A 13561-nucleotide genomic window follows, 5' to 3' on the forward strand; every position below is an offset into this window, starting at 1 on the left:
ACCGCCTCGGCGAGCTCCTTCGAGCGCAACGCCGGCAGGTCGGCCTGCAGCGCGCCGACCACGCCGCGCGGGTCGCGCTCACGCAGCACGCCGGCGCCGTGGGCCAGCGCGGCGTTCAGCCCGGGCAGGCCGCGCTCGTCGACGCATTCCACGCCGGTGCCGCGCAATGCGGCGGGCACCCGGGTGTCCTCGCAGACGACCAGCACCCGCCGCACCCCCTCGGCCGCCACCGCGGCGGTGACCGTGTCCAGCAGCAGCGCGAGCACCAGGTCGGCGTGCGGTTCGACCGCGCCACGCAGCCGCGACTTGGCCCGGTCCAGCCGCTTGATCGGCACGACCAGGTCGACGGGCACCCTGTGATCCACGAACTCCATCGTGCAGGACGGTGCGGTAGCCGCGCCGCCCGGCCGGGGCATACTCACGGACAACCGTCAACGAGGAGGAGTCAGGTGCCGCGGCGAATCGAGAAGAGCGGGTTCTGGGTGTGGGTCACCGCGTTGATCTTCTACCCGATCTCCTGGATCGGGAAGGTCGTCCCCACCGGCCGCGAGCAGATCCGCCGCGACGGCGGCATCCTGCTGGTGATGAACCATGTCTCGCACATCGACCCGCCGGTGGACGCCGTGTTCGTGCACCGCCAGGGGCGCGTGCCGCGGTTCCTGGCCAAGGACAGCCTGTTCCGGGTGCCGGTGTTCAAGTACATGATCTCCGGCGCGGGCAGCATCCCGGTGTACCGGCGCACCACGGGCGCCGCGGACAGCCTGTCGGCGGCCAACGAGGCGCTGCGCGCCGGCAGGCTGGTGGTGATCTACCCCGAGGGCTCGATCACCAAGGACCCCGACGGCTGGCCGATGCGCTCGCGGACCGGGGTGGCGCGGCTCGCGCTGGAGAACGACGCGCGAGTGCTCACCGCGGCCCGGTGGGGGACCAACCACATCCTCGACGGCTACGCCAAGAAGTTCCGGCCGTTCCCGCGCAAGCGGGTCCACATCGACGTCTCCGAGCCGGTCGACCTGTCGGCCTACAAGGGCAGGGCGGCGACCCATGGGTTGACCAACGACCTGCTGCGCGAGGTCACCGACCTGCTGATGGGTCGGGTCAAGGACCAGCTCGCCGTGATCCGCGAGGAGCCGGCTCCCGACGGGTTCTACCAGGCGTCGCGGGCGAAGAAGCGGGACGGTTCCCAAGACCATGCCTGAGATGGGTCCGATCGCGGTCTTCGGCGCCGGCTCGTGGGGCACGACGTTCGCGAAGGTGCTCGCCGACGCCGGCTGCCAGGTGACGCTGTGGGCCCGGCGGCGCGAGGTCGCCGAGGCCGTCACCGCGGATCGGGTGAACCCCGACTACCTGCCGGGCGTCACGCTGCCCGTCGGCCTGCGGTCCACTTCGGACCCTCGGGTGGCGCTGGACGGCGCGGCGGCGGTGGTGCTCGCGGTGCCGAGCCAGAGCCTGCGGCACAACCTGACCGCGTGGCGGCGCCTGATCGACCCCTCGGCCACGCTCATCAGCCTGGCGAAGGGGGTGGAGCTGGGCACGCTGAAACGGATGAGCGAGGTGGTCGTGGAGGTGCTCGGCGTGCCGGAGAGCCAGGTGGCGGTGGTGTCCGGGCCCAACCTGGCCAAGGAGATCGCCGCCGAGCAGCCGACCGCCTCGGTGATCGCGTGCACCGACCACGAGCGCGCCGTCGCCGTCCAGCGGGCCTGCACCACGGGCTACTTCCGGCCGTACACGATCACCGACGTCGTGGGGTGCGAGCTCGGTGGGGCGTGCAAGAACGTCATCGCGCTGTCGTGCGGGATGGCCGGCGGGCTCGGCTTCGGCGACAACACGCTCGCCACGTTGATCACCCGCGGCCTCGCCGAGACCTCCCGGCTCGGCGTCGCGCTGGGCGCCGACCCGATGACGTTCGCCGGGCTGGCCGGGCTCGGCGACCTGGTCGCGACGTGCTCGTCACCGCTGTCGCGGAACCGGTCGTTCGGGGAGCGGCTGGGGCGGGGGGAGACCGTGCAGCAGGCGCAGGCGGCCGCGCACGGTCAGGTCGCCGAGGGCGTGAAGTCGTGCTCCTCCATCCGTGAGCTGGCCCTGCGGCACGGCGTGGAGATGCCGATCACCGAGGTGGTGCATCGCGTCTGCCACGACGGCTTCGACCCGAGGGAGATGGCCGGCGAGCTCATCGGCCGCAAGACGAAACCCGAACGCTGACCCCGCGAGTCCAACGCTCAGGACCCGCGAGTCCAACGCTCGGGACCCGCGAGTCCAACGTTCGGGACCCGCGAGTCCAACGTTCGGGCGCGGTCAAGCCAGGTCGAACGCCATGACCGTGGGCAGCGTCGGCGTGTCCGAGCCGCCGGCCGGCTCGATGGTGATGCCCACCTGGTTCGCGCCGTCGATGCCCGTCACCTCCAACGTCGCGTGGCCGTCGTCCGGCTTGATGAGTCCCACCGACTCGGCGCGCTCGCCGGTGATCGTCCACGCCTGGTAGTCCTTGCCGCTGCCCGCGGCCGGCAGGTCGTCGGTGAGCAGGAGCATCTTGTCGGCCGACAGCGACATCACCGCGGTCATCCGCCCGGTAGCGGCGTCGCCCTGGTTCACGACCTGGGCGTCGCCCGCGTTCAGGATCTCCGCGATCGCGTCGGACTGCACCCGCACGTCGTCGGCCGACTGCTCCGAGCGGACCAGGAGCACGCCGAGCACCCCGGACACCACCAGCAGCACGGCGGCGGCCGCGGCCGACAACCGCAACGCCCACGGCGACGACGGCCGGCGCAGCGGCACCACCGGGGCCTCCGGCGGCAGCTGGCGGGTGTCGCGGATCTGGGCCATGACCGAATGCTTCAGCCGGGGCGGCGGGTTGGCGGCCGCCGCGACGCCGAGGCGGGTCGCGGTCTCGCGCAGCTCGGCCACCTCCTGGCGGCACGCGTCGCAGTCACCGAGATGCCGCTCGAAGACGAACCGCTCCGCGTCGGACACCGCGTCGAGTACGTAGGCGCCCGTCAGCGCGTGCACATCCGCGTTCATCAGGCCACCCCCAAGCAGTCGCGCAGCCGGATCAGGCCGTCCCGCAACCGGGTCTTGATCGTGCCGAGCGGCGTCTCGAGCAGCTCGCCCACCTCTTTGTACGTCCGCCCGCCGTAGTAGGCGAGCACCACCGACTCCCGTTGCAGCTCGGTGAGCGTGCCGAGGCAGCGGCGCACCTGCTCCTGCTCGAACCTCATGGTCACCTGCTCGGCGACCTCGTCGAACGGCCGGCCGACCTCGCGCCTGCCGACGTGGTCCTCGCGGTCGGCCGAGGCCTGCGCCGAGCGGACCCGGTCGACCGCCCGGCGATGGGCGAGCGTCATGGCGAAGGTCATGACGCTGCCGCGCTCGGGGGAGTAGCGCGCCGCGGACCGCCACAGCTCCACCATCACCTCCTGCGCCACCTCCTCCGACTGCGCCGGATCCCGCACGATGCGCCGGATCGCGCCGTACAGCGGCCCGATCAGCAGGTCGTACACCTGCTCGAAGGCGGCCTCGTCCCCGCGCGCGACCCGCCGCATCAGCTCGGCCGCGTCCGGCGGGGTGGCCGCATAGGCGTCCTCACGCGTCCGCCGCATGCGTTCTCCCATGCCAAACCTGCTCTCCTCGGCGTCTCCGTACTTCGGAGCCCGACGGCGTTCGGATGGGTCACAGGGTCCCAAGAGTTGGACTTTCTTGACCCGGGCGAACCGGACTGGTTTCCTTCTCGTCGTGTCGACGAACGTGCGCAACAGTCGGCGGGGCTACCTCCACCTCCGCCGGGTGGCCAGCGCGCTGTGTCGCGCTCGGTGACCGAGCCGCCGACCCGTCCGCACTTTCCGAAGGTTCTCCCATGTTCGCCGTGCCACCGAACACGATCGCGTCCGCCGCGACCGCGCCGACCGTCCACCCCGCGCTGATCGCCCGCGAGTACGCCGCCGCCCGCGGGCGATGGGCGCACCTGCTGCGCTACGACCCCGACGAGCGCTACACCGCGCTCGTGCACCACACACCCGAACAAGAGGTGTGGCTGATGAGCTGGCTCCCCGGCCAGCACACCGACCTCCACGACCACGGCCGGGCGAGCGGCGCATTCACGATCGTCTCCGGCGAGCTGACCGAGCACGTGCTGCGCCGCGGCGGCGCCACCCACCGGCTCGCGGTCGGGCAGTCCCGCGTCTTCGGGCCCGGCTACGTGCACGAGGTCCGCAACGAGGGACCCGACCCGGCGGTGAGCCTGCACGTCTACCGCGCGGTGCGGACCATGAACGACTACACGCCGCTGTCGCGGGTGTCCTGAGCGTTGGACTCGCGGGTCCTGAGCGTTGGACTCGCGGGTTCTGGGGGTTGGACTCGCGGGGGTTCTAGAGGTACGGGGCCGGGCGGGCGGTCACGTGCGGCGGGACCGCGACGCCGGCCGGCAGCTCCGGGCACGGCTGCGGCTCGCCCCACGAGCGGTGCAGCGGCAGCACCCCGGCCCACGCCCGGCCGTTCCGCTCCGGCGCCAGGTCATCCGGCTCCTCGCCGGGCGGACCGGTGCGGATCTTCACCGCGGCCTCGGCGAGGTCCAGCGCCAGCACCGCGGTCTTCGCGAGCTCCTGCTTGCTCGGGTCGCGCGCGTAGTCCCACGAGCCGGGCGCGATGTGGTCGGTGATCACGGCCAGCGCGGCCAGCTTCGCGTCGCGGTCGGTGACCTGGCGGGCCCGGCCGTGGACCGTGGCGGACCTGTAGTTCACCGAGTGGTGGAACACGGCGCGGCTGTAGACGACGCCGTCGAGGAGCGTGACGTTGACGCACACCTCGGCGCCGGCGGCCGCGGACCGCAGGCTCGCCGCGCCGGTCGAGCCGTGCACGTAGAGCGTGTCGCCGTCGCGGCCGTAGCCGGTCGGGACGACGACGGGCGCGTCGTGCGCCACGAACGCGAGGTGGCAGATCAGACCGGCGTCCAGCACGGCGTGCAGCGCGGCGCGGTCGGTGACCGCGCGGTTCTTGCCGCGCTGGATCGTGCTCCGCGGGGTGGGGGACAGCTCTTGCTGGGTCACCACTCCAGCCTGACCGGAAGTAGTGGCATCCTGGAAGGGCCACGAGTTGCTGATTCTGAAAGGCCACTTCTGTGTTGAATTGCTCACTCCGCGCCTCCGCTGCTCGCCGTCTTCCTCCGTGCGATGCTCGGCGCTCGGTGTTCATCTCGCCCGCACGCCTTGCTCTTCTCCTCCGTCCGGACGGCGAACGCTCCGTCGCTCTCGCACACGGTCATGGCTGAGACACCCGCATTGCCGGTGACCCTCGACCGCTCGGCGGCCACCCCGCTGGCCGTGCAGCTCGCCGAGCAGCTCCGCGCGGCCGCGGGCGACGGCCGGCTGCGCAGCGGCGACCGGCTGCCGTCCACCCGAGCGCTGGCCGCCGAGCTGGAGGTCAGCCGCACGGTCACCGCGGCGGCCTACGAGCAGCTGCACGCCGAGGGCTGGATCGCCGGCCGGCACGGCTCTGGCACCTACGTCACCACCGAACCGCCCGGGTCGCTGCGGGCCGCCGCGAGGCCGGTGCGCCGGGACGCGGCGCTCGACGCCGCACTCGACCTGACGCCCGGCTCGCCGTGGGCGGGTGGCATCGACCGGGCGGCGTGGCGGCGGGCCTGGCGAGCCGCCGCGCACGTGGCCCCGATGATCCGGCACAACCGCGCCGGCCTCCCGAGCTACCGCGCGACCGTGGCCGAGCATCTGTTGCGGCACAGAGGTTTGCGCGTCGGCACACTGTCCGGACAGGACGGTCACGAGTCGGTCCTCGCCACCTCCGGCACCAGCTACGCCGCGGCCGAGCTCGCCGCCGCGGTGCTGCATCCCGGCGACGTGGTGGCCGTGGAGGAGCCCGGCTACCAGCGGGCGGTCGGCGCGCTGCGGGCCGCGGGGCTGCGCGTCGTACCGGCCACCGTGGACGCCGACGGCCTCCTCATCGACGCGGTCCCGGCCAGCGCGAAGGCGGTGTACTGCTCGCCGGCGCACCAGTACCCGCTGGGCGGCCGGATGTCCGCGGCCCGGCGGGTCGCGCTGGTCGAGCGGGCCAGGGAGCGCGGCTGGCTCGTCATCGAGGACGACTACGACGGCGAGCTGCGCTACGACGTCGCCCCGCTGCCGCTGCTCGCCGCGCTCGCCCCGGACGTCGTCGTGCACCTGGGCACCACGAGCAAGATCCTCACCCAGACGCTGGGCGTGGGCTGGATGGTCGCGCCGCCCCCGGTCGTCACCGCGATCCTCGCCCACCGCGACCGCACCGGCAGCGGCCCGGCACCCGCCGGCCAGCTCGTCGTCGTGGAGTTCGCCCGCAACGGCGACCTCGGCCGGCACCTGCGCCGGCTGCGCCGCGAGCTGTCCGAGCGCCGCTCGCTGGTGGTCGACGCGCTGGTCCGCGGCGGCGTCCCGGTCCTCGGCGACGAGGCAGGCGCGCACGTCGTCGTCCCGGTGGCCTCGGCGGACGCGGAGCGTGCGCTGGTCAGCCGGGCCCTGGCCCGCGGCCTGCTGCTCGACGGCCTGGTCAGGCACCACATCGGCCGCGCCCGGTGGTTCGGCATCGCACTCGGCTACGCGGCGTGCTCCCGCGAGGAGCTGCGTGCCGCGCTACCGGTGCTGGTGGAGCTGGTGTCCTGAGTCGGAGATTCGACACCACCTCCGGCGCCCGCGCGGCGGCTGGCGGCGTTGGCGGAAAGCCCGAGTACGACCCGGTACGAGGAACTTCCCGCCGCCTTGCCAGCCACCACGCGGATCACCGGATCTGGCGCCGAACTCCCGACTCAGGACACTAGTGTCCCGCGCCGGAAGTTCATCACTTGTCTCGCCGGCCCAGCTTCCCGCTGGCGGCGTTGCCGGTCCGCCCAAAACTGGCGCTACGCCACCGAGCCCGACAAGTAACAGCCCCGGTACGAGGACGAACCGGCGCCTTGCCAGCAGAAACCTGGGTCCGCCGAGATAAGCAACAGACTCCCGGCGCGGGACACTGGTGCGGACGGGAAGCTGACGGCCGGCCCGCGGTCCCCGGTAGGGTCGGGCGCCATGGCCAGCCAAGAGCGAGTCCGCGTGGCAGTGGTGTTCGGCGGGCAGAGCACGGAGCACGCCGTGTCCTGCGTGTCGGCGGCGAGTGTGATCGCCAACCTCGATCCCGAGCGGTTCGAGGTCCTGCCGGTCGGCATCACCGAGCAGGGGTCCTGGGTACTCGGCCCGGCCGATCCGGCGACCCTCGAGATCCAGGACCGGCGGATGCCGAGCATCTCGAGCGGCACCGCGCTGACCCTCCCGGCCGACCCGACCTCGGCGAGCCTCGTCGTGCTCGAGCGGGGCCGCGAGGGCGAGGTGCTCTCCGCGGTCGACGTCGTCTTCCCGGTGCTGCACGGCGCGTTCGGCGAGGACGGCACGATCCAGGGCCTGCTCGAGATGGTCGGCCTGCCGTACGCGGGTGCGGGCGTGCTCGCGAGCGCGGTGGCCATGGACAAGGAGTTCACCAAGAAGCTGCTCGCCGCCGACGGACTGCCGATCGGGCCGTACGAGGTGCTCCACCGCGGCGAGGCGACGCTGTCCGACGCGCAGCGCGACCGGCTCCGCCTGCCGGTGTTCGTCAAGCCGGCCCGCGCCGGCTCGTCCACCGGCATCACCAAGGTCACCGACTGGTCCGAACTGGACGGTGCGGTCGCGAAGGCCAGGGCGATCGACCCCAAGGTGCTCGTCGAGTCCGGGATCGTGGGCCGGGAGGTCGAGTGCGGCGTCCTGGAGTTCCCGGACGGCCGGGTCGAGGCGTCGCTGCCCGCGGAGATCCGGATCACCGCGGACGGCCCGGACTGGTACGACTTCGAGGCCAAGTACCTCGACGACGTCTGCGAGCTGGACATCCCGGCGAAGCTCGACGACTCGGTCACCGAGCGGCTGCGGGCGATGGCGGTCAGGGCGTTCCGCGCGCTGGACTGCCAGGGCCTGGCCCGGGTCGACTTCTTCGTTGGCGCCGACGGCACGCTCACCATCAACGAGCTCAACACCATGCCCGGCTTCACCCCGACCTCGGCCTACCCGAAGATGTGGGCGGTCACCGGCGTCGACTACCCGACGCTGCTGTCCACCCTGGTCGACACGGCTGTCGCGCGCGGCACGGGTCTTCGTTAAGGGGCCGTGTCCACCGGTCGTGCGGGCAGCACGCGGGCCACGGTGGCGGAGACCTCCTGCAGCGGCCCGGTTCCGGTGTCGGCCGGCACGGTGAGCGCGACGTACGCCCCTCGGTCGACCAGGTACCAGGTGAACGCCCCGTCGCCCTCGATCGGCAGCCACCGCACCTTGTCCACCTCGCGCAGCCCAGCGGTGGGCGTCAGCTCGCTCGGCCGGCCCAGCCCGCAGCGCAGCACGACCGGCTCGCCGCGGTCGTCGCCCCAGGCGAGTGCCGCGGGCGGGGCGGGCTCGGCGATCGGCAGCCGCCGCAGCGTGTCCTCGCCGTCGGGCAGCTCCTTCGGCAGCGCGCCGACCAGCGTGGTGCACTCGGCCGACCTCGCGGCGGGGGCGTCCACACCGACCAGCGCGACGGGGCCGGTGCGGGGTGGGGCAGAGATGGTCGTCGGGCTGGGACCGGCCGCCGCCGGGTCCTCATCCGATCCCAGTATCGAGCTCGCCACCACGACGCCGACCGCGAGCAGCGCGACGAGTCCTACCGCGACCTTGACCGCCGTCGGGGACAGGTGTTCCGGGGACTTCTCCTGGGCCACGCGCCAAGTGGAGCACGCGTCAGAGGTGGACCACCGGGCAGGTGAGGGTTCGGGTGATCCCGTCCACGTTCTGGATGCGCGCCACGACGAGCTGGCCGAGCAGGTCGACGTTCTCCGCCTCGGCGCGGACGATCACGTCGTAGGGGCCCGTGACATCCTCGGCTGTCGTGACGCCGGCGATCTCCGCGATCTTGGCGGCGACCGCTGCCGCCTGGCCGACCTCGGTTTGGATCAGGATGTATGCGTGGACCACGGCGCGCCCCTTCGTGTCGAGCAGCCCTCAAGAGGTAGGAACGTGAGCAGCAAAAGGTACCGCAGTTCTCGATCGTTTGGGGATCCGACTATCGGAGGTGGTCATGGACGGTGACCGTGGCGCTTCGCCGCACGACCGTTCGGAGACGGTCGCCGATGTCGGCGAGTTCGGCCTGATCGGCCGGGTGACGGCCGGCCGGGCCCAGCCGCCGACCACGTTGCTGGGCCCCGGCGACGATGCTGCCGTGGTGGCCGCGGCGGACGGCCGGGTGGTGGCCAGCACCGACGTCCTCGTCGAGGGCGTGCACTTCCGGCTGGACTGGTCGACGCCGGAACACGTTGGGCAGAAAGCGATCGCGGTCAACATGGCAGACATCGCGGCGATGGGCGCGGTGCCGACGGCCCTCCTCGTCGGGCTCGCGTGTCCGAAGGCGACCGACGCCGCGGTGGCCGAGGCCTTGGCGGCCGGCATGTGGAAGGAAGCCGTCCGCGCGGGTGCCGGTCTCGTCGGCGGCGACGTGGTCGGCGCGGACCAGATCGTGATCTCTGTCACCGCATTGGGTGACCTGCAGGGCCGGGCGCCGGTGACTCGGGGCGGCGCGATGCCCGGCGACGTGGTCGCGGTGGCCGGCCGGCTCGGCTGGGCGGCGGCCGGGCTCGCCGTGCTGGGCCGCGGTTTCCGCTCGCCGGTCACGGTCGTCGGCGCGTACCGGGTGCCCGACCCGCCGTACGCGGCCGGGCCGCAGGCGTCGCTCGCCGGGGCCACCGCGATGATCGACGTGTCCGACGGCCTGCTCGCCGACCTCGGGCATGTCGCCGAGGAGTCCAATGTGGCCATCGACGTGCGGACCGACCTGGTGCCGGTGCACCAGCGGCTCGTGGAGGTGGCCTCGGCGCTGGGCGCGGACGCGCGGCACTGGGTACTCACCGGTGGCGAGGATCACGCGCTCGCCGCGACGTTCCCCGAGCCCGCGGCGGTGCCCGAGGGCTGGACCACGATCGGCACGGTGACCAGGGGAAATTCGGTGACCGTCGACGGCAAGCCGTACGAGGGCGGCACCGGCTGGCAGCACTGGCGGTGAGAACCGTTGCCGGGGTTGTCGGTGGCCTGGGTCAGAATGCCCGGGTGCGGATCGACACACGGATCGAGCGGGTGGCCTACGACCGTCCCGACGCAGTGGCGCTGATCGCCGAGGTGCAGCGGGAGTACGTGGCGCGCTACGGCGAGGAGGACTACACGCCGATCGACCCGGCGGAGTTCGCCCCGCCCAACGGGCTCTTCCTCGTCGCGTACCTGGACGGCGTGCCGGTGGCGTGCGGCGGCTGGCGCGTGCACGGCGACGCGGAGGCCGAGCTGAAACGGATGTACGTCAGCCCGCTCGCGCGCGGCAAGGGCCTGGCGCGGGCGGTGCTCGCCGAGTTGGAGCGCACCGCGTTCGCCGCGGGGAACCGGCGGATGGTGCTCGAGACCGGGACCCGGCAGCCGGAGGCACTCGCGCTGTACGCCTCGTCCGGCTATGTGGCGGTGCCGCGCTTCGGCTTCTACGCGGGGGAGCCGGAGGCCGTGCACCTCGGCAAGCAGATCCTCGCGCAGGCGGAGGAGCACTCGTGCCCATCTATGCCCTAGGCGAGCTCGCGCCGACCATCCACCCGGATGCTTGGGTGCACCCGGACGCCACCCTGATCGGCAACGTGCACCTGGCGGCGTTCGCGTCGGTGTGGCCGCAGGCGGTGCTGCGCGGCGACTCGGGCGGCATCTGGGTCGGCGAGCGGTCCACCGTCCAGGACGGCACGGTCGTGCACTGCACCGACTACCACCCGACCCGGATCGGCGCGGACACCGCGGTCGGGCACAACGCGCACATCGAGGGCGCCACGGTGGGCGACCGATGCCTCATCGCGTCGGGTTCGGTGCTGCTCAACGGTTCCGTGGTGGAGGACGGCGCGGTGCTCGGGGCCGGCGCGGTGATGTCGTTCAACGGTCACCTGCCCGCGCGGCGGATGGCGCTGGGCGTGCCGGCCAGGGTGCGGGAGGGGTACGAGGTGCCCGAGGCGATGGTGTCGGGCGTCGTCGACAACTATGTCGCGCGGATCGCTCGCTACCGGGCGGGCCTGCGCCGCCTCGACTGAGCGAGGCGCTAGGGTCGGCTGCCACCGAAGCTGTGCCGCAGTGCCGTGCGATCCTGGAGAGTCCGTCGTGAGTGAGCTTGCGAGCGAACCAATGTCACTGAGCGAGCTTGCGAGCGAACCATGGACACAGGGCGACCGCGAGCGGCGGCACCGAGCCTGCGAGGGGGCGTCGTGAGTGAGCTTGCGAGCGAACCATGGACACAGGGCGACCGCGAGCGGCGGCACCGAGCCTGCGAGGGGGCGTCGTGAGCGCACGACCGTTGTCAGAGATCGTCGAGGCCGGCTGGGCGGAGGCGCTCGCTCCCGTCGCAGACCGGATCACCGCGATGGGGGAGTTCCTCCGCGCCGAGATCGCGGCGGGTCGCACGTACCTGCCGGCGGGCGAGCACGTGCTGCGGGCGTTCCAGCAGCCGTTCGCCGACGTCCGGGTGCTGATCGTCGGGCAGGACCCGTACCCGACCCCCGGTCACCCGATCGGCCTGTGCTTCTCGGTGGCGCCCGACGTCCGGCCGCTGCCGAAGAGCCTCGTGAACATCTACACCGAGTACTGCGAGGACCTCGGCCACCCGCAGCCGACGAACGGCGACCTGTCGCGCTGGACCGAGAACGGCGTGCTGCTGCTCAACAGGGCGTTGACGGTGGAGCCCGGCAAGTCGAACTCCCACCAGGGCAAGGGGTGGGAGGACGTCACCGAGCAGGCGATCCGCGCGCTGGCGGCGCGGGGTGGTCCGCTCGTCGCCATCCTGTGGGGGCGCAACGCGCGCGATCTCAGGCCGCTGCTGGACCCGGTGCCGTGCATCGAGTCGGCGCACCCGAGCCCGCTGTCCGCGCGGAGCGGGTTCTTCGGGTCCAAGCCGTTCAGCCGGGCCAACCAGCTGCTGGAGAAGCAGGGCGCGCAGCCGATCGACTGGAAGCTCCCTTGACCTCCACCTTTGTTGAGGTCGCAGCATAGTCGTATGGCACTGACAGAGGCTGAGATCTCGTACCTTTCCACGCAGCCGCTCGGCCGGCTCGCCACGGTGGCGCCGGACGGGTCGCCGCAGGTCAACCCGGTCGGCTTCCGGTACGACCCCGAGCTCGGCGTGATCGACATCGGCGGCCACGCGTTGGCGGCCAGCAAGAAGTTCCGCAACGTCGCCGCGGGCAGCCGCGCGTCGATCGTGGTGGACGACATCGTGTCGCGCCAGCCGTGGCAGGTCCGCGGCGTGGAGATCCGGGGCGACGCCGAGGCCCTCGACGGCCAGGATCCGTTGCGGCCGGGCTTCTCTGCCGAGATCATCCGGATCCACCCGAGACGCGTCATCAGCTGGGGTGTCGAGCCGGGCCAGGACGGCATGACTCCCCGCGACGTCGCCTGACGTCCCTCACGAACGAGACCGGGCCCCGGCGAGATCGCCGGGGCCCGGTTCGGGTTTCGGTCTGTGGGACTCAGCCGCGGGTGACCTTGCCCGCCTTCAGGCAGGAGGTGCACACGTTCAGCCGCTTGCGTTGCGAGACACCGATCTTCGCGTGCACGGTCTGAATGTTCGGGTTCCACCGACGGTTGGTGCGCCGGTGTGAGTGCGAGACCGACTTGCCGAAGCCTGGCCCCTTGCCACAGACGTCGCAGACGGCAGCCACGTCAGGCACTCCTTTCTCCACGATTTGCATCGCAACGGGAACCGACCGGATACGGTCGGCAAGCCACTACTGCGGGCATGAGTGCCGCGCAGACCAACACAGGGTAACGGCTCGCGCCCGCGCCATTCAAACCGCCCCCGGCACCGCCCCCGGCCCCTGTGATCAGGGCAACTTGTGTCCCGTGGTTCTGGTTGCTTGCGGTCCGCAGTGGGTCCACGTGGTCGCTGGCAAGGCGGAGGGAGGTCGCGCATACCGGGTTGTATTCGGGCCTTCCGACAACGCCGCCAGCGGCCGCGTGGGCCGCAGCGGGCGCACAAGGAGGCCAGGATCACGGGACACTAGTCTCCGCATGTGTCGAGGCCGTCGTCAGCGGCCGTGGGCTGCGGGAGGCTGGATGCTGCGGGTGTTGGATGCCGCACACGTGCGGCGCTGGGCGGTGGCCTGCGTGCAGTCGCTGGACGCGCACCGCGAGGCCATCGACCGCATCAACGTCTTCCCGGTGCCCGACAGCGACACCGGATCCAACCTGCTCCACACGATGCGTGCCGCGCTGGACGCGTTGCTCCGCGCTCCCGCCCCGGCCCGCACCGACGCCGGGGCGGCGCTGACCGCCCTGGCCCGTGGCGCGCTGACCGGGGCGCGCGGCAACTCCGGCGTGATCGCCTCCCAGCTGCTCCGCGGCATGGCTGACGCGCTGACCACGCCGCCCGTGGCCGGGGCGGGGACCGTCACCGGGGACGCGTTGCGGGTCGCGCTCGCGGGCGGGGCCGAGCGGGCGGGCGCGGCGCTCGCCGAGCCGGTCGCCGGCACGATGGTGAGCGTTCTGGC

Annotated in this window: 17 protein-coding genes and 1 pseudogene; 11 read left to right on the plus strand and 7 right to left on the minus strand. The window is 72.6% G+C overall.

Features of this window, described 5'->3' with window-relative positions; all coding sequences use genetic code 11:
* A pseudogene (locus GEV28_RS38600) lies at nt 1-365 on the minus strand (2-phospho-L-lactate guanylyltransferase); the annotation flags it as partial.
* Nucleotides 366-449: 84 nt separating this feature from the next.
* Here GEV28_RS38600 and GEV28_RS38605 point away from each other — a divergent pair.
* Together GEV28_RS38605 and GEV28_RS38610 are read left to right on the plus strand one after the other, a co-directional pair.
* Nucleotides 450-1199, plus strand: a complete 750-nt coding sequence (locus GEV28_RS38605; RefSeq protein ID WP_291418701.1) for a 1-acyl-sn-glycerol-3-phosphate acyltransferase — start codon at nt 450-452, stop codon at nt 1197-1199.
* Nucleotide 1200: 1 nt separating this feature from the next.
* Nucleotides 1201-2202, plus strand: a complete 1002-nt coding sequence (locus tag GEV28_RS38610; protein ID WP_291418703.1) for an NAD(P)H-dependent glycerol-3-phosphate dehydrogenase — start codon at nt 1201-1203, stop codon at nt 2200-2202.
* 93 nt (nt 2203-2295) lie between these two features.
* Here GEV28_RS38610 and GEV28_RS38615 read toward each other — a convergent pair whose 3' ends face one another.
* Together GEV28_RS38615 and sigK are read right to left on the minus strand one after the other, a co-directional pair.
* Complete coding sequence (locus GEV28_RS38615) at nt 2296-3018, minus strand: anti-sigma factor (protein ID WP_291418705.1); 723 nt, start codon at nt 3016-3018, stop codon at nt 2296-2298.
* A complete protein-coding gene (sigK, locus tag GEV28_RS38620; protein ID WP_291418707.1) occupies nt 3018-3596 on the minus strand; it encodes an ECF RNA polymerase sigma factor SigK in 579 nt (192 codons plus the stop codon). The genes GEV28_RS38615 and sigK overlap by 1 nt, the downstream gene beginning before the upstream one ends.
* Nucleotides 3597-3850: 254 nt before the next feature.
* On the opposite strand from sigK, the gene GEV28_RS38625 reads away from it, so the two are divergent.
* Nucleotides 3851-4297, plus strand: a complete 447-nt coding sequence (locus GEV28_RS38625; protein ID WP_291418709.1) for a cysteine dioxygenase family protein — start codon at nt 3851-3853, stop codon at nt 4295-4297.
* Nucleotides 4298-4361: 64 nt separating this feature from the next.
* On the opposite strand, the gene GEV28_RS38630 is transcribed toward GEV28_RS38625, so the two are convergent.
* Nucleotides 4362-5039 (minus strand): pyridoxamine 5'-phosphate oxidase family protein, encoded by a 678-nt coding sequence (locus GEV28_RS38630; protein WP_291418711.1) that lies wholly within the window; start codon nt 5037-5039, stop codon nt 4362-4364.
* Nucleotides 5040-5252: 213 nt separating this feature from the next.
* Here GEV28_RS38630 and GEV28_RS38635 point away from each other — a divergent pair, with 213 nt between their 5' ends.
* Together GEV28_RS38635 and GEV28_RS38640 are read left to right on the plus strand one after the other, a co-directional pair.
* Complete coding sequence (locus tag GEV28_RS38635; protein ID WP_291418713.1) at nt 5253-6641, plus strand: PLP-dependent aminotransferase family protein; 1389 nt, start codon at nt 5253-5255, stop codon at nt 6639-6641.
* A gap of 402 nt (nt 6642-7043) precedes the next feature.
* Nucleotides 7044-8141, plus strand: coding sequence for a D-alanine--D-alanine ligase family protein (locus tag GEV28_RS38640; RefSeq protein ID WP_291418715.1), 1098 nt, complete (start codon nt 7044-7046; stop codon nt 8139-8141).
* On the opposite strand, the gene GEV28_RS38645 is transcribed toward GEV28_RS38640, so the two are convergent.
* Complete coding sequence (locus GEV28_RS38645; protein ID WP_291418717.1) at nt 8138-8731, minus strand: DUF3515 domain-containing protein; 594 nt, start codon at nt 8729-8731, stop codon at nt 8138-8140. The genes GEV28_RS38640 and GEV28_RS38645 overlap by 4 nt on opposite strands.
* A 19-nt stretch (nt 8732-8750) precedes the next feature.
* Nucleotides 8751-8984 (minus strand): Lrp/AsnC ligand binding domain-containing protein, encoded by a 234-nt coding sequence (locus GEV28_RS38650; protein ID WP_075135135.1) that lies wholly within the window; start codon nt 8982-8984, stop codon nt 8751-8753.
* Between the two features lie 103 nt (nt 8985-9087).
* On the opposite strand from GEV28_RS38650, the gene GEV28_RS38655 reads away from it, so the two are divergent.
* The 5 genes from GEV28_RS38655 (at nt 9088) to GEV28_RS38675 (ending at nt 12471) form a co-directional block, all read left to right on the plus strand.
* On the plus strand, nt 9088-10065 hold the full coding sequence (locus GEV28_RS38655) for a thiamine-phosphate kinase (protein WP_291418722.1): 978 nt from the start codon (nt 9088-9090) through the stop codon (nt 10063-10065).
* Nucleotides 10066-10115: 50 nt separating this feature from the next.
* Nucleotides 10116-10610 (plus strand): GNAT family N-acetyltransferase, encoded by a 495-nt coding sequence (locus GEV28_RS38660; protein WP_291418735.1) that lies wholly within the window; start codon nt 10116-10118, stop codon nt 10608-10610.
* The gene (locus tag GEV28_RS38665) at nt 10592-11113 is read left to right on the plus strand and encodes a gamma carbonic anhydrase family protein (protein WP_291418725.1); all 522 of its coding nucleotides are present in this window, start codon (nt 10592-10594) and stop codon (nt 11111-11113) included. The genes GEV28_RS38660 and GEV28_RS38665 overlap by 19 nt, the downstream gene beginning before the upstream one ends.
* 245 nt (nt 11114-11358) lie before the next feature.
* Complete coding sequence (locus GEV28_RS38670; RefSeq protein ID WP_291418727.1) at nt 11359-12036, plus strand: uracil-DNA glycosylase; 678 nt, start codon at nt 11359-11361, stop codon at nt 12034-12036.
* A gap of 33 nt (nt 12037-12069) precedes the next feature.
* Nucleotides 12070-12471 (plus strand): PPOX class F420-dependent oxidoreductase, encoded by a 402-nt coding sequence (locus tag GEV28_RS38675; RefSeq protein ID WP_291418729.1) that lies wholly within the window; start codon nt 12070-12072, stop codon nt 12469-12471.
* 70 nt (nt 12472-12541) lie between these two features.
* On the opposite strand, the gene rpmB is transcribed toward GEV28_RS38675, so the two are convergent.
* On the minus strand, nt 12542-12733 hold the full coding sequence (gene rpmB / locus GEV28_RS38680) for a 50S ribosomal protein L28 (protein WP_291418731.1): 192 nt from the start codon (nt 12731-12733) through the stop codon (nt 12542-12544).
* Nucleotides 12734-13127: 394 nt separating this feature from the next.
* Between rpmB and GEV28_RS38685 the strand changes: the two genes are divergently transcribed.
* On the plus strand, nt 13128-13561 hold a 434-nt coding region (locus tag GEV28_RS38685), incomplete at its 3' end, for a DAK2 domain-containing protein (RefSeq protein ID WP_291418733.1).

The sequence above is a fragment of the Actinophytocola sp. genome, from assembly GCF_009379765.1.
In the GTDB taxonomy this organism is placed as follows: Bacteria; Actinomycetota; Actinomycetes; order Mycobacteriales; family Pseudonocardiaceae; genus Actinophytocola.